General features: G+C 38.9%; 20 protein-coding genes. 8 read left to right on the top strand and 12 right to left on the bottom strand.

The genetic code is table 11. The features are described 5' to 3' along the window. Positions 1-14 precede the first annotated feature (14 nt). Positions 15-4568: a glutamate synthase large subunit gene (gltB, locus tag MKY06_RS10765; RefSeq protein WP_053487229.1), complete on the bottom strand. Its 4554-nt coding sequence runs from the start codon at positions 4566-4568 to the stop codon at positions 15-17. Positions 4569-4702: 134 nt separating this feature from the next. On the opposite strand from gltB, the gene MKY06_RS10760 reads away from it, so the two are divergent. Then, positions 4703-5605, top strand: a complete 903-nt coding sequence (locus MKY06_RS10760; RefSeq protein ID WP_013056801.1) for a LysR family transcriptional regulator — start codon at positions 4703-4705, stop codon at positions 5603-5605. 160 nt (positions 5606-5765) lie between these two features. Then, positions 5766-6836, top strand: a complete 1071-nt coding sequence (locus MKY06_RS10755) for a DUF3900 domain-containing protein (RefSeq protein ID WP_098287456.1) — start codon at positions 5766-5768, stop codon at positions 6834-6836. 71 nt (positions 6837-6907) lie between these two features. Here the strand turns inward: MKY06_RS10755 and MKY06_RS10750 are convergent, their stop codons facing one another. Next, positions 6908-7087: an H-type small acid-soluble spore protein gene (locus tag MKY06_RS10750; RefSeq protein WP_013056799.1), complete on the bottom strand. Its 180-nt coding sequence runs from the start codon at positions 7085-7087 to the stop codon at positions 6908-6910. 77 nt (positions 7088-7164) lie between these two features. Next, positions 7165-7524 carry a hypothetical protein gene (locus tag MKY06_RS10745; RefSeq protein ID WP_029321442.1) on the bottom strand — a complete coding sequence of 120 codons (360 nt, stop codon included), beginning with the start codon at positions 7522-7524 and terminating at the stop codon, positions 7165-7167. A gap of 220 nt (positions 7525-7744) precedes the next feature. Between MKY06_RS10745 and MKY06_RS10740 the strand changes: the two genes are divergently transcribed. From MKY06_RS10740 to MKY06_RS10730, 3 genes are all read left to right on the top strand, one after another. Further along, entirely contained in the window at positions 7745-8053 is a 309-nt protein-coding gene (locus MKY06_RS10740) for a flagellar hook-associated protein FlgK (protein ID WP_013056797.1), read from the top strand. A gap of 141 nt (positions 8054-8194) precedes the next feature. Next, complete coding sequence (locus MKY06_RS10735; protein ID WP_013056796.1) at positions 8195-8341, top strand: hypothetical protein; 147 nt, start codon at positions 8195-8197, stop codon at positions 8339-8341. A gap of 130 nt (positions 8342-8471) precedes the next feature. Then, positions 8472-8684: a hypothetical protein gene (locus MKY06_RS10730; protein ID WP_013056795.1), complete on the top strand. Its 213-nt coding sequence runs from the start codon at positions 8472-8474 to the stop codon at positions 8682-8684. A gap of 60 nt (positions 8685-8744) precedes the next feature. Here the strand turns inward: MKY06_RS10730 and MKY06_RS10725 are convergent, their stop codons facing one another. The 4 genes from MKY06_RS10725 to MKY06_RS10710 form a co-directional block, all read right to left on the bottom strand. After that, the gene (locus MKY06_RS10725; protein WP_013056794.1) at positions 8745-9179 is read right to left on the bottom strand and encodes a MerR family transcriptional regulator; all 435 of its coding nucleotides are present in this window, start codon (positions 9177-9179) and stop codon (positions 8745-8747) included. 523 nt (positions 9180-9702) lie between these two features. Next, the gene (locus tag MKY06_RS10720) at positions 9703-10311 is read right to left on the bottom strand and encodes a methyltransferase (protein WP_098287455.1); all 609 of its coding nucleotides are present in this window, start codon (positions 10309-10311) and stop codon (positions 9703-9705) included. A 68-nt stretch (positions 10312-10379) separates the two neighbouring features. Then, a complete protein-coding gene (locus MKY06_RS10715; RefSeq protein ID WP_013056791.1) occupies positions 10380-10556 on the bottom strand; it encodes a hypothetical protein in 177 nt (58 codons plus the stop codon). A 95-nt stretch (positions 10557-10651) separates the two neighbouring features. Then, positions 10652-11266, bottom strand: a complete 615-nt coding sequence (locus MKY06_RS10710) for a poly-gamma-glutamate hydrolase family protein (RefSeq protein WP_029321439.1) — start codon at positions 11264-11266, stop codon at positions 10652-10654. Positions 11267-11657: 391 nt separating this feature from the next. On the opposite strand from MKY06_RS10710, the gene cyoE reads away from it, so the two are divergent. Next, positions 11658-12575 carry a heme o synthase gene (gene cyoE / locus MKY06_RS10705; protein WP_013056789.1) on the top strand — a complete coding sequence of 306 codons (918 nt, stop codon included), beginning with the start codon at positions 11658-11660 and terminating at the stop codon, positions 12573-12575. Between the two features lie 24 nt (positions 12576-12599). On the opposite strand, the gene MKY06_RS10700 is transcribed toward cyoE, so the two are convergent. Then, positions 12600-13538: a carbohydrate kinase family protein gene (locus MKY06_RS10700; RefSeq protein ID WP_098287454.1), complete on the bottom strand. Its 939-nt coding sequence runs from the start codon at positions 13536-13538 to the stop codon at positions 12600-12602. Position 13539: 1 nt separating this feature from the next. Next, the gene (locus MKY06_RS10695; protein ID WP_029321430.1) at positions 13540-13749 is read right to left on the bottom strand and encodes a cysteine-rich CWC family protein; all 210 of its coding nucleotides are present in this window, start codon (positions 13747-13749) and stop codon (positions 13540-13542) included. A 163-nt stretch (positions 13750-13912) separates the two neighbouring features. Here MKY06_RS10695 and MKY06_RS10690 point away from each other — a divergent pair, with 163 nt between their 5' ends. Continuing rightward, the gene (locus MKY06_RS10690) at positions 13913-15268 is read left to right on the top strand and encodes a D-serine ammonia-lyase (protein WP_013056787.1); all 1356 of its coding nucleotides are present in this window, start codon (positions 13913-13915) and stop codon (positions 15266-15268) included. 35 nt (positions 15269-15303) lie between these two features. On the opposite strand, the gene MKY06_RS10685 is transcribed toward MKY06_RS10690, so the two are convergent. The 3 genes from MKY06_RS10685 to MKY06_RS10675 all read right to left on the bottom strand — a co-directional run bounded on the left by MKY06_RS10685 (position 15304) and on the right by MKY06_RS10675 (position 18635). Beyond that, a complete protein-coding gene (locus MKY06_RS10685) occupies positions 15304-16686 on the bottom strand; it encodes a PH domain-containing protein (RefSeq protein WP_223272349.1) in 1383 nt (460 codons plus the stop codon). Further along, positions 16679-17161 (bottom strand): PH domain-containing protein, encoded by a 483-nt coding sequence (locus tag MKY06_RS10680; protein ID WP_013056785.1) that lies wholly within the window; start codon positions 17159-17161, stop codon positions 16679-16681. Before MKY06_RS10680 ends, MKY06_RS10685 begins: the two co-directional genes overlap by 8 nt. 142 nt (positions 17162-17303) lie before the next feature. After that, a complete protein-coding gene (locus tag MKY06_RS10675; RefSeq protein ID WP_014460373.1) occupies positions 17304-18635 on the bottom strand; it encodes an NAD-dependent malic enzyme in 1332 nt (443 codons plus the stop codon). 309 nt (positions 18636-18944) lie between these two features. Here MKY06_RS10675 and MKY06_RS10670 point away from each other — a divergent pair, with 309 nt between their 5' ends. Beyond that, a complete protein-coding gene (locus MKY06_RS10670) occupies positions 18945-19523 on the top strand; it encodes an LOG family protein (RefSeq protein WP_029321425.1) in 579 nt (192 codons plus the stop codon). The last annotated feature ends 13 nt before the right edge of the window (positions 19524-19536 follow it).

Below are 19536 nucleotides of genomic sequence, written 5' to 3'. Positions count from 1 at the left end.
TACTCTCCCCTTTCTTACTGAGCTACCGCTTCTTGTTGTTTTGCCGATGCTTTCTTTTCTTGTTTTGCATTTTCCTCAAACGCACTCATAGCTGCTTCTTCTTCCGTTAGTCCAGCTGCTTTTTGCTCTTCAATGCGATTCATCATGCGTTTATAATCATTCGGAATCACTTTTACAAATTTTGAAAGTGATTGTTCCCAATTTTCCAAGACAAATGCTGCTTTATGACTGTTCGTATATTTCAGATGATTTGAAACCATCTCTTTTACTTCTTCTGCTTCTTCGCCTTTTAAGCCCTCAAACCCAATCATGTCTTTATTACAAAGGTTTTTGAATGCTTCTTGATCATCAGCAAATACGTAAGCAATACCGCCTGACATTCCTGCACCAAAGTTTTTACCTACATCGCCTAATACGACAACACGTCCGCCAGTCATATATTCACAGCCATGATCGCCAATTCCTTCAACCACTACGTTCACACCGCTGTTACGAACTGCAAAACGTTCCCCTGCTAGCCCGCTAACATAGGCTTCACCGCTTGTTGCACCGTAAAATGCAACGTTCCCGACGATAACATTCTCACCTGACACAGCTGTTGTTTCCTTAGGTGGAGCAACAATGATTTTACCTCCTGATAAACCTTTTCCGATATAATCATTTGCATCTCCAGTTAGATACATAGACATTCCTTTTGGAACAAACGCACCAAAACTTTGTCCTGCAGAGCCAGTGAATCGAAGAGTAATCGTATCTTCTGGCAAACCTTTCTCACCGTAACGTTTTGTAACTTCACTTCCCACAATTGTTCCAGCTACACGGTTAATATTAGAAATTGGAAGTTCTAACTCGACTTGATACTTATGCTCGATTGCTTGCTGTACCGCAGGCAAAATCTTTTGCATATCAAGAGATTCGTCAATTTTATGATTTTGAGGTGTTTTAAAGGTACGTACACCTTCAGCTTGATATAAAAGAGTTGTTAAGTCTAAGTGCTGAGCCTTCCAGTGATTTTTTGCACGTTCGCTAACGCTTAATACGTCTGTACGTCCAACCATTTCATCCACTGTTTTAAATCCAAGTTCAGCCATAATTTCGCGCACTTCTTGTGCAACAAATTTCATATAGTTAACGATGTGGTCCGCTTCTCCCAGGAACTTTTTACGAAGCTCTGGATTTTGCGTTGCCACTCCAACTGGGCATGTATCTAAGTGACACGCACGCATCATGATACAGCCTAAAACAATTAAAGGCGCCGTAGCAAAACCAAACTCTTCTGCTCCTAGAAGTGCTGCCATGACTACATCTTTACCCGTCATTAATTTCCCGTCTGTTTCAAGCACTACTTTTTCACGAAGACCGTTTAACATAAGCGTTTGATGAGCTTCTGATAAGCCAAGTTCCCACGGTAGTCCAGTATGTTTAATACTTGTTTTTGGAGATGCTCCCGTACCTCCGTCGTAACCGCTAATGACAATAACATCCGCTACTCCTTTTGCTACTCCGGCAGCAATCGTTCCTACACCTGCTTTTGAAACGAGCTTGACGCTGATTCGTGCATCACGGTTTATATTTTTCAAGTCATGAATAAGCTGCGCTAAATCTTCAATCGAATAAATATCGTGGTGTGGAGGAGGTGAAATTAAGCCTACTCCTGGCGTTGATCCACGCACATCTGCCACCCATGGATATACTTTGTTTCCTGGAAGCTGACCGCCTTCTCCAGGTTTTGCACCTTGTGCCATTTTAATTTGAAGCTCATCCGCATTCACAAGGTAGTGACTTTTCACCCCAAAACGCCCAGAAGCGATTTGTTTAATCGCACTGCGGCGATTATCTCCATTCTCATCCAGAGTGTAGCGGCTAGGATGCTCGCCACCTTCTCCACTGTTGCTGCGTGCCCCTAAACGGTTCATCGCAATTGCTAATGTTTCATGAGCTTCTTGACTTAAAGATCCAAACGACATAGCACCTGATTTAAAACGTTTTACAATCGAATCAACTGATTCTACTTCATCAATGGAGATAGATGAACGCGATCCATTAAACGAGAACAGATTGCGCAAGAAACCGATGCGTTCTTCATTAGCCGATTCAGAGAATTTTTTAAATAAGCTGTAATCTCCCTTACGGCAAGCCCACTGCAGCGTGTGAATTGTTTTTGGATTAAACGCATGATGCTCGCCCGTGTGTCTCCACTGGAAGTCACTTCCTGATTCTAACGTTTGCTCAATTGTTTCAACATAAGCATTGTCATGACGCGTTTTTGCTTCTTTTGCAATAACATCTAAACCGATACCGCCAAGCTGCGAGGCAGTACCTGTAAAATATTGCTCGATAACCTCTGCACTGATTCCAACTGCTTCAAAAATTTGTGCGCCCCGATAACTTTGCACCGTTGAAATACCCATTTTAGACATTACTTTTACGACACCTTCAGTAACGGCTTTTACATATTTCTCAACAGCATAATCATACGATACGTTCAACGTACCTGCGTTAATTTCATTTTGATATGTTGCAAAAGTAAGATATGGATTAATTGCGTCTGCGCCGTAACCAATCAGCGCTGCAAAATGATGCACTTCACGCGCTTCTCCCGTTTCCACTACAATGCTCGCCTTTGTACGGTTTCCTTTTCGCACTAGGTGCTGGTGCAGCCCGCTGACCGCTAATAAAGCTGGAATAGCTACGGATTGAGCTCCCGCTTCACGGTCTGTCAGAACAAGAATGCTAGCACCTGCGTTAATTGCCGCTTCAGCTTCAGCAAATACGCGATCAAGATCTGCTTTTAAATCATTTGTAAATACAGCAGATATAACGGCACTTTTGAAATCTGGATGAATGGCAGACTTCAGCTGATCAGTTTGATCGTTTGTTAAAACCGGCGTCTCAAGCTGAATTCGATGAATGTTTTCTTTGGTTGGATGCAGTAGATTCCCTTCTGCACCAAGCAATGTCATTGTCGATGTAACCAACTGTTCACGAATAGCATCAATCGGTGGATTCGTTACTTGAGCAAATAGCTGCTTAAAGTAATTGAACAGCGATTGAGGACGATCAGACAACACGGCTAATGGAGTATCGTTCCCCATTGAACCAAGCGGATCTTTTCCTTCTGTAATAACTGGAACTAAATATTTATGAATATCTTCATACGTGTAGCCAAATGACTTCTGGCGAATGACCAAATCATCGAAGTATTCAGATTTTTCTTCTTGCACTTCTGGCAACGTTACCAGCTGTTCATCTAACCACTCTTGATAAGGCTCAGCCTGTGCCATTTCAGATTTAATTTCTTCGTCTGAAATAATTCGGCCCTCCTCTAAATCGATTAGAAGCATTTTACCTGGGCTTAAACGATCTTTATATAATACATTTTCATCTTCAACATCAATGACGCCTACTTCTGATGAAAGTATGATGTAATCATCTTTTGTAACATAATAGCGAGCTGGACGTAAACCGTTACGGTCTAGAATAGCACCGATTTGCTTTCCATCCGTAAACGAAATAGCAGTCGGACCATCCCATGGCTCCATTAATGCGCTATGATACTCATAGAAAGCACGTTTTTCTTTTGACATGTGCGGATTCTCAGACCAAGGCTCTGGAATAAGCATCATCGCTGCATGCGCTGGCTTGCGGCCGGCCAATACAAAAAACTCTAGCGCATTATCTAACATGGATGAGTCGCTTCCTTCAGCATCTAAAATTGGAAGAACCTTCGGCAAATCCTTACCGAATGCGTCCGAAACAAACTGCTGTTCACGTGCTCTCATCCAGTTTTGATTACCGCGAAGCGTATTGATTTCACCGTTATGAATTAAATAACGGTTTGGATGTGCTCTTTCCCAGCTTGGGAACGTGTTTGTGCTAAAGCGAGAATGCACTAAAGCAAACGCTGAAGTAAAGTCTTCATCTTGTAGGTCAAGATAAAAAGCATCAACTTGCTCAGGCGTTAATAACCCTTTGTACACAATTGTTCTACTTGAAAGACTCGTAAAATAAAAACGGTTTTGACGCGCCTGCGCCCAATTTTCCGCTTGCTTACGAATAACATATAGCTTGCGTTCAAACGCTAAGTCATCTTGAATACTGTCATTTGCCCCAATAAATACTTGTCGTACGTACGGACAGCTTTCTTTTGCGACTTTTCCGATTTTTCCGACATTTACAGGTACAGTTCTCCAACCTAGTAACGTTTGTCCCTCTTCTTCAATTAATTTATTAATATAAGCTTCGATTTCTCGACGCTCGTCTTCATTATTTGAGAAAAAGATCATTCCAACTCCATAACGACCTTTTTCTGGCAAGTTCAATTCAGCGCATGTCTTTTTAAAGAACGCGTGTGGAATTTGTACCATTAATCCAGCTCCATCTCCTGTTAGCGGATCGCTTCCCTGTCCGCCTCGATGGTCAAGCTGGCAAAGCATATTTAGTCCTTTTTTAACGATATCATGTGACGCTACGCCTTTCAATTGAGCGTATAGTCCGATTCCACATGCATCGTGCTCAAATTCAGGACGGTAGAGACCTTGAGCTTTTGGCATTTGATTGTATGTCATCTTCTTCTCCCCCGTTCGTTTTCTTTATCTTTTTAAGATCACCTGTTTACATTGTAAGTTTTCAAATCAATATAAACAATATATAATTTAGATAAAACTAATCTAATTTTGATATATATAGATGGAGGATGCCTATGGAACTGCGTCAATTACGCTATTTTATGGAAGTTGCAAAAAGAGAACACGTATCTGAGGCGGCAGAATATCTGCATGTAGCTCAATCAGCGATCAGCCGTCAAATCGCGAACCTGGAGTCTGAGCTAGGTGTTAGTTTATTCAAACGCGAAGGAAGAAATGTCAAGTTAACAGCAATAGGAAAAGTCTTTCTTGAGCATACGGAGACGGCTATGAAAGCTATTGACTATGCGAAAGAACAAATTGATGAATACCTGGATCCTGAAAGAGGAACGATTAAAATCGGATTTCCAACAAGCCTTGCCAGTCACCTTCTTCCTACTATTATATCAGCCTTTAAAGAAGAACACCCAAATGTTGCTTTTCATCTTAGACAAGGTTCGTATAAATTTTTAATTGAATCGGTTAAAAAAAGAGATATTAATATCGCTTTTTTAGGCCCTGTACCTGTAGAGGACCAGAGTATAGAAGGGCATATTTTATTCACTGAAAATCTTTTAGCCCTTGTTCCTTCTCATCATCCGCTCGCTGAACGGGATAACATTCGGCTGCGGGATTTAAGAAATGAAGATTTTGTGCTATTTCCAAAAGGATTCATTTTACATAAAATGGCCTTTGACGCTTGCAAACAAGCAGGATTCATGCCCAATATTTCATCTGAAGGAGAAGATTTAGATGCGATTAAAGGTCTTGTATCCGCAGGAATCGGCGTCACGCTTCTTCCTGAAAGCACAGTGTCTGAAACGACTCCTCGTTTTACGACTAAACTTCCTATTCATACGCCGCAGCTTCAGCGTACAGTCGGGATGATTATTCCTCGAAATCGTGATTTAGCACCTTCTGATAAAATTTTTTATAAGTTTGTCAAAACCTTTTTTGAACGGTTGGAGCAGTATAAATAAGAGAGGCCTCCTGCCTCTCTTATTCTTTGCTTTATACACTATTCCTCAGCAGATCAATTGTATAAATAGATCTTCTTCCCCTAAAGCTAACAGGCATTGACGCTTACCGGACTCTTTCTTATACTGAAGTAACTGACTAAAAAGAAACAAGGTGACTGCTATGGATTTTAAAATTAATTTTTTATCATTTTACGTAATACAAGTAGAAGGAAAAGAAGAACAGGCCTCTAAACAATATAAGCATTTTCAAACGCTTGATACGGAAGAATATGAAGAAAGTTCGATTAAAGATTTTTTAGACGGTGAATTTAAAAAAATTGTAAAGCGTAAAGTAGAACGACACCCCAAAGCAGAACAAGTGCCTACAAAGCTCGGGTATTTTATAGTTGAACCAGGACACGCTCTCGACTCAAACCCTAATTATAATTTATTTCACCGCACTCGTTTTGCCACAACCAAAGAAGAATTTGAAGAAAATAGCGAACAGTTTATCAATGCATACCTTGATACTGCAGCCGTTCGAGGAGGAGCATTTTTAGTTGTATCCGCTGTTCCAAGAAAATATTTTGATCATGCTTTTGTGTTTATTTTAAAATGTGACTTCGAACCAAAAGTGGCTTCAATTTCAGATGAATCAACCCTTATTCGTCACGTAGAAATGGCAATTACTACTAAAAACATGAAATCTATTCAATACCCCTACATGCCTGAAGAAGGAATGGTCGAAGAAAGTGAACTTGTCATCCACCAAGCATCTCACGCCCGTTATTTTGAAGACTTCTTAAAATTCATTGACTACAACGAGCCGATGCCTGAGATTATGAAAACACAAGTGATGGATATGGTGCGTGAACACGTCAGCGAAACGTTTGAAGCAGAAAGCGTAGAACTTGAACAGTTTGAATCGGACATGGAACTGTGGGCAACAAGTGAAAAGCGTGAGCTTCAAGAACGTTTGGATACGCATCAAGTTATGGAAGCTGCTGCTCATATCGTCGAGCATACGCCTGATGCCGAGCTAAAAATGAAGCTTGGCGAAACAGAGATTAAAGGGCTGTTAGCTGATTTCGGGGAAAATATTCACTTAGCGAAAGTGAACGGACGCTACGTGGCTTTAATTGAAGCGGAATCGATTCTGTTTGAAAATGGCGCTTCCCCGATTGAGTTTCATAAGCCCGATGATTTGCATGGAATTATTGAAAAGATCAGCAGTAAGAAATGGGAAGAATAAATAAAAGCCAGAGAGTAAAACATAGCTCTCTGGCTTTTATTTAACTGAAAAACCAGCTCTATTTATCCACCTTAATTCTCTACTAATTGGCTCACGGAAACATTTTGTTCATTTTCTGGCTGACCTAGCGGATAAATTCTTACCGTATCATTTTCTTCGCTTACATGTTGAATATAAACGGCCGTATCGTTATACGTAACGTTAGCCATAACGGGTGAATCAGCAATTTGTTTTGCTCGCTGCTTGTCCACGTTTCTTCCCCCCTCTATGCTGATATACATATAAGGTTTGCTCAAAGAATAGATGCTATTCGCCCCCTAGAGCAGTTCTACCGTTTTTTAGCGGTGCGGTAACCAAGGTAAAAAATGAAAGAAGTATAGGTAATGAATGCAGCTCCAGCCAGCAAGAGCATTTTGTGATGATGCCAAAGGGCCGCATATGTTTTGATGAAGATTCCCTTTGTAAGTAAAATATATTGATACACAATAAAAGCAACCACTAAAGCAAGAAACAGCACTCGAAACAAACGAATGAAATCAATGTTAGATAAAATGGAAGCAACTTTTACCCAGGGCGATGTAGGAGGCTGCGCTTTTTTAGCGCTTCGGCTCTTCGACTTTTGTTTCTTTGCAGGCGGAGCTTTTGATTCTTCTATTTTAGGTGCTGGTTTTTGTTTTCCTTGAGCCATTAGTCACTTTCCCTCTTTCTTAAATAAAGTGTCTAAAAAAGAAGCTTTTCTATTTTGCATATTCAAGAAAGGAGCGGCTATCTCCTTTTGACTTTTAAAAATACTTTCCTTTTCTAAATACAGAATGTCTTTAGGTATGTGCCTATAGCATTTTTCTTATCTTCGCATACGTTATATCGTGTTTGATTTGAAATTACTATTTAAAAGGAGCGATGCCCTAATGAACCCTTATTATTTCAACCCTGGATACATTCCTCAGCAAGTTGATTACTCAGTTCAACAATACTATCCCCCTTACGTACCACAGCATGAAGAATACGATGAAAGACAGCAGCTTCAAAATCTTGGAGGATTTGAACGAAGAATTCGTGCCCTTGAGAGACAAAATGAGGAGCAAGTCAGAGAAATTACTCGTTTAAATCGAGTTGTGGAGCGACATACTGATCGTATAAACAGATTAAATCAGCGCTTACGCAATGTAGAAAGAAGACTTAACATTCCATTTACAGCAAGCCAGGACGGATTTTAAACTCACCTTAAGCATTCCCGTTTCTTTTGAGCGAGAATGCTTTTTTACATGTCTTCCGTCGTTTTTGATAGCACAAAGGATATTTGATTAAACTTTACATAAAATAAAATTTGACTATAAAAAAGAAAAGGAGAAAATCACATGAAATCCCCTGTTGTTATTTGTCCTAACTGTCATTCTCAAAAAGAGCTTGCTACCGTTTTAACTGCTCAGTCCAATCAAAACGTTATCTATACATGCTCAGCCTGCGGATATAAGCTGACAAACATTAAAACAAGCAAAGGATAATAAGTATCTCTCACCTCACTTAGTACCTATACTCAATACGTTCCTTCTGTCCACATACAAAAATTAACGTTTACGTAAATGTTATTAATTTTGTATACTAATAGTATTATGGGAAAGGGAGTTGAAGAAGTTGAAGTTTAAAATGAAGGAACGCGGGCAGCTGCATTTGAGTCCCGAAGGAAAACAATTGATTTTAGACTTGTACGAATCAAATATGATGGAATCTGTAAATGAAGCTTTGGATGCTGAAACAAGAAGCTTTCACAGTGGAAAAGCCGATGGGATACAGGCTATTCTACTTCTTTTAGGAGTACAGCTAGAAGAAAACACTTCACAATCATAAATGAATGCCCTATAAAAACCGTAAAAGCAGACGCACTCTTCTGGTGAATGCGCCTGCTTTTTATGATTCTTCCTGCTCAAATTTTACAATTGCAGTCTTAGCACGATCTCTCAGTGACAGAAGATCAGACTCTACTTTTAAGATATTTTTCTTTTTCTGTTCAATCAGCTTGAGCTGCTCTTCTACCGTATGTAACACTTGCTCTAACTTTTCTTTTTGTTGACTTGTTCCTTTCACTTGCCTATAATCCATCTTTTGTATTTCAAGAGTATCACTTAAAGCAAGAAATTCCTGTAATTCTTGAAGCGAAAAACCCATGACTTCTTTGGCATTCGTAATTTTCTTTAAAAATTCTACATGTTCTTCGGTGTACAGACGAAATCCTCCTTCACTTCTTGGAGGTGCTGGCATCAGTCCAATTTGTTCATAATAACGAATTGTACGTTTTGTTAAACCGCTTTGCTTCGCTACATCATCTATTTTTAGTTCACTCATTTTTAAATCCCCTTTAATCAATTCACAATGTCAACTTTTCATACTTGTTACTATTATACACTAACGCTAGATATCTCAAAACAAATCTGAACAGCTGTACACTTATTTAAAAATAAATAAGCAATTTCTTTACCCTTTTTTAGAGTAAAAAAATTGCTTATACAATATATGCTGGGTTCTTTTCTCTGAAACCTTCTCATAAGTGCCGTTTTTGTTAATTTACGATTTAGCATACAAATTAATAAATTTGTTTTTGAGAGTTCTTATTTCTATCCACTAAATGTTTATTAACTTGTATGTAGCCTTCTCTTTCTGTACTAGCCCCGCCTGCGCTGAGTACACCGATAGCCACGCATGCTATCCAACCTAATTTCATTATAACAGAAAGCGCTTACATAATAAAGTGTTATGCTTTAATTTCTAAAAAGTTATAAATAAAAGCAGCAGATATTTTTCCACCTCCTGCTGACTTGTTAAATAGAACCGGCACGATACAGCTTTATCAAACAGTAAATACGTCGTCTTAATAAGCTACTTTATAAATCAAAAACCGTTCATATGGGTTTTTACGATCCAACTCTGGCAGCATTACCTCTTCTTTTAAAATGAAAGAAGGGTGTTTTTCGAGATGATGAAGATAATCCTCCGAACCATAATATAAAATCAAATCAATCTCGCGCTTATTCTCTTCCCACGAAAGCAAAATATTGTTCACTACTTGGATAAAAATTTGAACTGAAAAAGGATTAAAAAAATAAAAGCAGTTGTCTAGTGGATGAATCTTATATTCCTGGGCTAAACAACACTGAAAATGAATATGATGTTTGCGACCCTTGGCTTTTTTTAAATAGCGCCTCTGGTTATCTATGGCCTGCTCATAAAAGTGTTCATTCATTTCTACCCCTACAGCGGTGGCATTGCACAGGTAGTTCACATAAAAATTCAGCCTTCCTTTTCCACACCCGAAGTCGACAATTCTATCGCTGCTTGTTAGCTCATACTGAGTGAAAAGTGTTTCTAATGCACTATAAGGCGTGGGTTCATAACGGTGGTAATGAAATGAATCATTAAATCCCTTTTGTTCTCCCGTTGTTTTTATATTTAATAAAGCGTCATAATATTGCTCATTCATAGCCAATCTCCTGTTTATAGTTGTTGAAAAAGAGAAAGAAGGACAGATGTCCTTCTTTCTCTTTTTTCTCACTCTACTTTCACACGCATTTCTGATATTTTAAGACCAATCTCTTCGATTAACTGCACAGCTTCCGCTCGTTTTTGATCATCTAATGTGCTGATTCCCCGTACGTCTACGCTTTTTAAATATCGATAAGAGGCTTTAAGACGTTCTAGGGTATCTTCTTGGTCAAATGTTTTCATGATTATCTCCTCCAGTATATGTAGTTACTATATGTATACCACAAACATGTCCGTAATAAATCTAACCTGTTTAATAAATACTAAACGTATCTGATTTATCTAAGAGGAAATGCACTTCTAATAGCTGATATATACTCAAAAAATTCCTGGGTTTTCGAATTTTTACGTTCATTTCTCGTATTAGTTGCAAAAAAAGCTTCTCTTTGCGCTTTACTTATCTCAATTTGCACACCCATCCGCCTAGCTGTTTTATTGGTTATATTTCTAGGGCTTGTACCGGAAAAAGGGTCTTGATCTGATAAAATTTCTGTACTAAAACCTTTGGAAACAAGCGCTTCATGTACTTTGGACCTTAACGCTTTGTCAGCACCGCCGATTTTAGTGTGTTTTTCACTTTTATCATTGTATCCATGAAAAGATACTACATAGTCTTCTTTCGATATAATAGTTAGCGCATGAGGTTCATCAAAATGAGTGGATGTGATATGAAGATCGGCATTTCCTGCTTTCTTTAACCCTTCAAATATATAGTACGAGTATTCGTTTCCTGCTAGCCCAACAGCAAGTTCGGATGTTCCAGTTTCGATACCTCCGCCGTGTATCGCAAGCATAATAATGTTAGAAGGTCTGATTTCAAATTGAATTTTGTAGTCTTGGTTGTATACTTCATAAGAGGCAAGTTCAGAGAAGCTAGCATATTTATCTGGCATCATATATCCTCCTTGTGAATAAGACATAGTAAATAAACTTATTAGTTCTTTCTTTAATGTACCACATCTTTTCTTTCATCACATACTATGTGATTGCAATTACCAATAAATATGGTACGATTAAGTTCGAGTTTCTTGCTCGTTAAAAGTTCACCAGATAGTCAAAATTTTCATTTTTAAGCATTCCATTTTTATCTTATAATAAAGGATGTACTTATTTTTAATTGGTAATTCGACATTTTTCTTTGTTTTTTTAAAAAGTTCAAGGAATGTTAACAAATTTTACGAGCAACCTTGATGTAATTACGATATTTTTTTGTTAAAATAGTTTAGTTGATTAATAAAGATTAGGTTTATTCATGCAAGAATAAGCTCAAAAAGGAGAATTGCTGTGAAAAATACCGAAGTTATCACAAAGGAATCACTTCCTATCAATCAGTATTTTTCCCGGGAAGTAATCAGTGCTATTATAAAAACTGGGATTATTAAATCGAACTCACTAGGAATGGTTGCTGGGCTTTGTCTCGCAATTGCTGTTAATGACTTAAGCTTTGTGACACAAATTCCTATCATTATTTTGGCTTTAATTGGGACATCCTTTGTCGTAGGAGGAGCTGGGGCAGTTAATAACTTCTATGACCGTGATATTGATGCGATCATGAAACGTACGAAAGACAGACCGACGGTAACAGGAGCGGTCAACCCTAAATTTGCTCTATGGTTAGGACTGGCTTTATTTGTTATCGGTGTAGGTATTTTATTTTTAGTTTCTAACATGGCCGCCATTATGGGTATTTTAGGATTTTTCTTTTATGTAGTGCCTTACACTATGCTTACAAAACGTACAACCATTTATAATACCGAAGTCGGAAGTATTTCTGGAGCTATGCCTCCAATCATTGGCTGGGCCGCTATTTCACCAGACTTATTTCATCCGGTAGCAATTGGATTGTTTGTATTTATGTTTTTATGGCAGCCTCCTCACTTCTACGCTATTGCGATTAGAAGACTTGAGGAATATAAAGCCGCAGGTGTACCAATGCTTCCTGTAGTAAAAGGTATCCGTCGTTCCAAAGTCCAAACGCTTGTATACCTAGTTATTTTACTAGCGGCATCTTTCTTATTTTTGTCGTTTAGTAAAATTATCGCATTTACAATGTTCGGTTTAACATTAGTGTGGATGCTTCTTGGAATTGTTGGATTTAAAAAATTAGAAGATACAAAATGGGCTACTTTAATGTTTGTGTTCTCATTGAACCATCTTACGATTATTTTTGCCCTTATGATTATACTGTCATTTTTTAAATAATAAACTTTCAAAAGCAGGTAGCTATCAGCTACCTGCTTTTATACTAGATACATCTTTTGCTTTAAGCGAAATTATTCCTCCATACCTTGCCGAAACTGCTCCACCTAACGCGTTAGCAAAGGTTGTGTACTGCTTCTGTGACTCCTCACTTTCAGGTAATCCTTTTTCGTGAACGCACCATAAAATTCCTGCCATAAATGCATCACCCGCTCCCGTCGTGTCTATCGCCTGCACTTCTTTTGCACTCACATGAAGCGTTTGATTTGCAGTAACGGCTGCTGCGCCATTTTCTCCCTGAGTGACCCATACGTACGGAATATGATATGCTCTCAGTTTTTCTAGGCTTTCTGTCAGGTCTGCTGAATTCATCAAAAATAGGAGCTCATCTTGAGAGATTTTCAAAATGTCTGTTTCGGACAAAAACGGTGTCACGATATTTCTACATGCTGCTTCACTTTCCCATCTTTTCATTCGAATATTTGGATCAAACGCTACAAGCATACGATGTTTTTTTGCGAGCCTCACAGCTTCTTTTGTAGTTTCCTGAGAAATCGGATGAAACAACGTACCTGATCCAAAATAAAAAATCGCTGCCTGCTCAAATAAAGCTTCCTGCAGCTCATGTTTATACACTTGCTCATGAGGTGTAGAATCTATGTAGGAATGAAAGTAACGATCTCCTTCTTTACTTTTATGTACATACACTTCACAAACTTTTTTAGTCTCCGATATTACACAGCCGCTTTGATTCACTCCTTCAATTAAAAGGTTCTTTCTTACAAAATCACTTGTTTCATCACTGCCTAACTTGCAGATATAATATGCTTTTGCTCCTAACTTCTGAACTCCAACTGCTACATTAACGGTTGTGCCTCCCAAAAAATGGTCAAAGCTAGTGTTAAATTCGTTTTTAGCAATATAATCAATAAATGCCTCACCGTATGAAATAATTCCTTTTTTCAAGTTAATCCTCACCTTCTTTCTTCTGTCTCCCAACGCATTTGACACATACACACGCTTTTCCTCTGCTTTCTAAAGGAATTTGTTTAAACAGACCAGGAGTAAAAACTTTCTGCATACACCAACACTTTTCTATTTCTCTGCCTTGTACAGAAGCACAGTTATTTTTTTCTCCGCAGATAGGACATCTGCTATCATCGCCTGAAAATGGCATGAATTCCTCTCCTTTTTTTCTATGTAATTGTATAGATTATCTTTATTAGTATACAAGAGGGGGTTAAAATGTGCTTTCTGCTTTTTGATATTTTCGTTTTCAACTTCTTCTATTCTTGATACTATACATATAAAGGAAATAACATATTGCGAAAGGAGCCTTTATGACGACACATTTATTTCACCAAAAGCCCCTTGCTACATGGATGCATGAATATCCTTTATTAACACCTTTAATCAATAAACAGGAAATACTTTGGATAAATCCTTATATAAAACCTGCTCAAGGAGAACTTTCTTCACTTTCTTTACATACCAAAGATATAAAAGATGCAAAAGAACGTCTTTCTCGCTTTTCTTCTTTTCTTCAAATCGCTTTTCCGGAGCTGAAAGCATCAAAAGGAATCATTGAATCACCTCTTCAAGAAATTGCATACATGAAAGACTATTTAAATCAACAAATGAATAACATGCTGCAAGGAAAATTACTGATGAAATGCGATCATGATCTTCCCATATCAGGTTCTATTAAAGCAAGAGGCGGCATTTATGAAGTATTAAAATTTGCTGAAAGTCTTGCTATCAAAGAAGGACTGCTTACCGAGGAAGACAGCTACGCTCTTCTAGCTGAAGAACGATGTAAAAAGTTATTTTCTTCTTATTCTATTGCAGTAGGATCTACCGGTAATTTAGGTTTAAGCATTGGTATTATGAGCGCTACTCTCGGCTTTAACGTCACCGTCCATATGTCAGCGGACGCTAAAAAATGGAAAAAAGATCTACTTCGTTCTAAAGGTGTAACCGTTATTGAATATCAGTCTGACTACGGAAAAGCCGTGGAAGAAGGACGAAAGCAAGCCGAAGCAGACCCCGCCTGTCATTTTATTGACGATGAGCAGTCTAGAGATTTATTTCTTGGTTATTCCGTCGCTGCTTTACGTTTGAAAAAGCAGCTAGCCGAGCTGCGGATTCAAGTAGACGCCGAACACCCTTTATTTGTCTATTTACCTTGCGGAGTAGGCGGAGGTCCTGGCGGTATTACGTTTGGATTAAAAGCAATATACGGTGATCACGTTCACTGCTTTTTTGCTGAACCTACTCACTCTCCTTGCATGCTGCTTGGATTAATGACCGAGTTGCATGATGGCATTTCCGTTACGGATATTGGACTTGATAACGCAACAGCTGCCGATGGACTAGCTGTAGGAAGGCCATCTAGCTTTGTAGGCGAAACGATAAAATCGCTTATTAGCGGAATTTATACCGTAGAAGATGATCAGCTTTTCCGATTTATTTATGAGCTAGCCAATCGTGAAAATATGTATATAGAACCTTCAGCAGCGGCTGGTCTACAAGGACCTCTCCACCTGATGGAAAGCGGGTCTTCCTATATACAAGCGCAAGGACTAGAAAACGATATGTCAAAAGCTACTCACCTTGTATGGTCAACTGGAGGCAGTATGGTGCCAGTTGAGGTGATGAATAGCTATTACGAGCAAGGGAAAAAATTTAATGAATAGATAACGTCAAAAGGCATGGAGAACAATGATGTTCTTCATGCCTTTTTAGACGAAGTAGCTTGCAGAAAGATAGGATGCCAAATCTCAAATGGAAAATATCCCGACTTATAGCTGCCGCTTGTACCCATAGTTGCAATTTTTATTTTCCTGTATCCTTTTTTCCATAAAAAGGTGCCTGCAAACACCTCAATTTCTTCTATTTTCTTTCTTCTAATAATCGTTGTTTTTCGTGTTAAAAACTGCGATCGAATACTGACAAATACATCGTTCATCATTAAGCCGCCTTGACGATAGCCCCCCCAGTGAATAAGTACGTATACAAGGCAGAGCACAGCAATAATCCACACAAACATGGATTTCCAAAAGCTGATGCCAATCCCTGCCGCCGCAAATAACAAGACCGGTACTAGTAATGGATACCACGCATATTGAATTGCTGTATTTCTTGGACACTTTATATATTCATAGTGCGGCACATATACGTTCATTAACGCTGCAATCTTTTTTTGCTGGATAAACGGGTGCAAATAGACCTTTTCTTTTAAATCAGAGGTTACGACGTTTAACGAAACGGAAGACCATCCAAATAAGCGTCGAACCAATCCTTCCTCTATCGTAACAGCCTGTATTTTATGAAAAGGAATCGTAAGGGATTTCTTATTTAACAGTCCGTATTTAATATGTAGATAATGATCGTAGCGTTCTACGGTAAAACCGCCAAATCGTATCACATATAAAACGATAGACAGCAAATAAGCAAGCACCACAATTACAGCCACTAATACAAATAAACCAAGCATCGATTGATGAATCACTTCTTCGTAAGCTGTCTTCACCCAGCGGTTGATATACGTATCAATATACTGATAGAGAAAACCAAGAGCAGCAAATATATAGCCAAAATTCCCGGAAAACGCAGCAGCTAACGCCAGCTGTTTCACCGACACTTTCATCGTACGTTCAGGACTTTTTTCCCTTATTTCCGGCTGACTCCCTGACAGCTTTAACGTATCTTTAAGATGGTGCGCTTCTTTTAGTGAAATACCAGATAAATCAATTTCAGCATCTGTACCGCTGCTGGCCGTGTCAATACGAAGCCGGGCTAAGCGAAGAATTCTAAAAACAAAAGGCTGATCTAACTGAATCGATTGAATGCGATTTCGTTGAATAAATCTTTTTTCTTTTTTAAAAATCCCTTTATACAGACGCACTTCCGTTTCCGTTACTTCATAACGAAATTCCTTCCAAGTAAAAAAAGCAAATAAAGCGACTACGCCTCCCGCTAATAGCGTTGCCCACCAATATGTAAACAACAGGTGCCGATTGACAATAAATACAAACACAAAAGGCAGGATATTATTTTTTATATGTTCAATAAATGCTATTGCAATATATAGCGGATGCAGCCGCTTACTCATCTTCATCATCTACCTCTGCTAGTCTAGCAATATACTCTCGCAGTGCTTCAGCATCTCTTTGTACAAGTGCAGGAATTTCGACGCTTCCAGCTGCTGTGATGATTTTAACAGATGCCAAGTCAAATTTTCGAAAAATCGGCCCTGTCAACGTTTCAACGTGCTGCACTTTCACAAGCGGAATTTTCGTATGATACCAGATAAACAGCCCTCTTTGTACATCAATTTGAGTATCTGTGACTTCATATGAATATACATTCATATATACATTTGGAGCTATAATTGTATATATGATAAAGCTCACGACTAATAGTCCAGCTGATATCCATCCAATAATTGACCACCAATCAAAAAAATGAACGAGTAGAAAATAACCCGCTGTTGCAAGAAGCCACAGGCTATGCGTAAAAATGGATTGCCAGCGCATCGCTTTTTTAGCCTCGAGGGGCAATTTGCCCTTTAAATGTTCAAACTCCATAAAAACTCCTTTCTCTACCTTTTTTACTATTTCTATTACTATATTACGTTAAAAAAGGAAAAAAGTTTCATAGTTTGCTATTTTCTTATTATTTTTTGATAAAAAACAAACAAGGCTGCCTATTTCGAGGCAGCCTTGTTTGTTATCGATAAACGCCGTCTTTCTCTCCGTGTACAACAGCCGCTCTTTCAACTGCTTCAGATACTGCTTCATGTACAGCTAGATTAAGAGGATGAGGAACTAAATCGCCTGGACGCGTTGAATTTGCAATGGCTTCAGCTGCAGCTACAAGCATCGTATGCGTAATATCGCGCACCCCCGCATTTAACACTCCTCTGAAAATACCTGGGAAGCCAAGTACATTATTTACTGACCTTCCGTCAGTAGCGTAAATAGCTCCTGCTTCAAGAGCATCTTCAGGTTCAATTTCTGGCTTTGGATTAGAAAGTGCTAGAATGATTTGCCCTTTTCGAATCCATTCTTTTTGTATTAAGCCAGGTACACCTGTTGTCGCAATAACAATATCACAGTTCTCCATAAGCTCTTCTAATGAATCCGCTACTTTTCCACCGTAGCTGACTAAGCGCTCATTCGCTTCAGGAGACTTATCAGCTCCTATCACCTGTTTAACACCGTAAGCCATGAACATTCTGCAAGTAGCGATGCCGGCAGCTCCTAAGCCGATTTGTCCTACTTTTGCTTCTTTCAAATTCACACCTGTGCTGCGACAAGCTGAGATAGCTGCCGCTAGCGTCACCACCGCTGTTCCGTGCTGATCATCATGCATAACTGGAATATCGAGCTCTTCTTTTAAACGTTCTTCAATTTCAAAGCAGTGAGGCGACCCTATATCTTCTAGTAAAATACCGCCAAATCCCGGTGAAATATTTTTAACCGTTTGAATGATTTCTTCCGGCTCATTTACATTCAACAAAATAGGGATAGCGTTTACATTGGCAAGTTGATCAAATAACGCAGCTTTTCCTTCCATAACAGGCATTCCTGCAACTGGACCAATATTTCCTAATCCTAGTATAGCGGTACCATCTGTTACAATCGCAACCGTGTTTCCAATACTCGTATAAATCTTCGCTTTGTCCGGCTGTTCTTGAATAGCACGGCAAACGTTTGCTACACCAGGGGTATATACTCTTCTTAAATCAGCAATTGACTCAATTTTCATTTTGCTTTTCATTTGAATTTTGCCGCCTTCATGCGCATGAAGAACTTCATCTGATACTGTATGTAAAGTAATGCCTTCTAAACTGCGAACCGCTTCAAGCAATTCCTCAAGCTGGTCTTCACTTTCTACTTGAACCGTAATGCTTCTCATGGTGTAGTTATGTCCTACTTTAACGGTTTCAACTTCACCAATATCTCCTCCAACATTTCCAATAGCTGTTGCTACTCTTCCTAAGTTTCCCGGTACGGTCGGTGTTTGTACCATTAATGTGCGTATTAAATTGTTCATCATATCCCCATATCCCCCTTGTCTTAATCCTGCAAGTACGTATGCTTACTAATTGATACGTTTAAAATGGTCAAATTTCCTATAAGTTCATGTTATCTACTTATCTTACAAGTAGATCTATACGTACTGTCTTTTCCATTAAAAGAAAAGCAATAGATAACGCTTTCAAACAGACGTTTCGCTTTGATTATAAGCAAAGTTTTTAGAATAATCAAGCGATGACATTGTGAAAATTCATAAATTATTAAGAAGGAATTTGTTCTTCACAAACAGAAAAGACTTATATAGAAAAGAAACAAAGGAGTGAATCAATTGAAATCAATTTGTGTGTTTGCAGGATCAAGCGCTGGAATAAAAACAGAATATAAAGAGGCCGCCGTCTCGCTAGGACGCTACATGGCCCAAAAAAACTACCGGCTGATTTACGGAGGCTCGCGAATGGGCCTGATGGGAGAAGTCGCAAATGAAATGCTTCAGCATGGAGGCGAAGTCATCGGCATTATGCCCCGCGGTTTGTTTAGCGGTGAAATTGTTCATACCGCGCTGACAGAACTCATCGAAGTAGAGAGCATGCATGAGCGAAAGGCAACTATGCACGAGTTAGCTGATGGTTATATTGCGCTTCCTGGAGGTTTCGGGACATTTGAAGAGTTGTTTGAGGCTCTTTGCTGGGCTCAAATTGGTATACATAAAAAACCAGTAGGGTTATTAAATGTGAACGGCTACTACAACCCGCTTATGCAAATGGTTCAGCATGCCGTAGATGAAGGGTTTTCTACGGATTCTGCTATTCGTCTCATCAACATTTCTGATACTCCCGAGCAGCTTATCTCTTCAATGGACACGTACACGTCCCCTTCAGAGGACCAAAAATGGAACACTGAACGCTAAAAAGCAAGCGCAT

The sequence above is a fragment of the Priestia sp. FSL P4-0332 genome, from assembly GCF_038005845.1.
Lineage (GTDB): Bacteria > Bacillota > Bacilli > Bacillales > Bacillaceae_H > Priestia.
Note: the sequence above shows the minus strand (reverse complement) of the source record. Positions and strands in the feature narration are given on the sequence as shown.

Excerpts from the sequence above, each read along its gene's own strand:
- gltB (WP_053487229.1), bottom strand. The coding sequence starts at position 4,568 with ATGACATACAATCAAATGCCAAAAGCTCAAGGTCTCTACCGTCCTGAA.
- MKY06_RS10760 (WP_013056801.1), top strand. The coding sequence starts at position 4,703 with ATGGAACTGCGTCAATTACGCTATTTTATGGAAGTTGCAAAAAGAGAA.
- MKY06_RS10755 (WP_098287456.1), top strand. The coding sequence starts at position 5,766 with ATGGATTTTAAAATTAATTTTTTATCATTTTACGTAATACAAGTAGAA.
- MKY06_RS10745 (WP_029321442.1), bottom strand. The coding sequence starts at position 7,524 with ATGGCTCAAGGAAAACAAAAACCAGCACCTAAAATAGAAGAATCAAAA.
- MKY06_RS10740 (WP_013056797.1), top strand. The coding sequence starts at position 7,745 with ATGAACCCTTATTATTTCAACCCTGGATACATTCCTCAGCAAGTTGAT.
- MKY06_RS10735 (WP_013056796.1), top strand. The coding sequence starts at position 8,195 with ATGAAATCCCCTGTTGTTATTTGTCCTAACTGTCATTCTCAAAAAGAG.
- MKY06_RS10725 (WP_013056794.1), bottom strand. The coding sequence starts at position 9,179 with ATGAGTGAACTAAAAATAGATGATGTAGCGAAGCAAAGCGGTTTAACA.
- MKY06_RS10720 (WP_098287455.1), bottom strand. The coding sequence starts at position 10,311 with ATGAATGAGCAATATTATGACGCTTTATTAAATATAAAAACAACGGGA.
- MKY06_RS10715 (WP_013056791.1), bottom strand. The coding sequence starts at position 10,556 with ATGAAAACATTTGACCAAGAAGATACCCTAGAACGTCTTAAAGCCTCT.
- MKY06_RS10710 (WP_029321439.1), bottom strand. The coding sequence starts at position 11,266 with ATGCCAGATAAATATGCTAGCTTCTCTGAACTTGCCTCTTATGAAGTA.
- MKY06_RS10695 (WP_029321430.1), bottom strand. The coding sequence starts at position 13,749 with ATGCCATTTTCAGGCGATGATAGCAGATGTCCTATCTGCGGAGAAAAA.
- MKY06_RS10690 (WP_013056787.1), top strand. The coding sequence starts at position 13,913 with ATGACGACACATTTATTTCACCAAAAGCCCCTTGCTACATGGATGCAT.
- MKY06_RS10685 (WP_223272349.1), bottom strand. The coding sequence starts at position 16,686 with ATGAGTAAGCGGCTGCATCCGCTATATATTGCAATAGCATTTATTGAA.
- MKY06_RS10680 (WP_013056785.1), bottom strand. The coding sequence starts at position 17,161 with ATGGAGTTTGAACATTTAAAGGGCAAATTGCCCCTCGAGGCTAAAAAA.
- MKY06_RS10675 (WP_014460373.1), bottom strand. The coding sequence starts at position 18,635 with ATGATGAACAATTTAATACGCACATTAATGGTACAAACACCGACCGTA.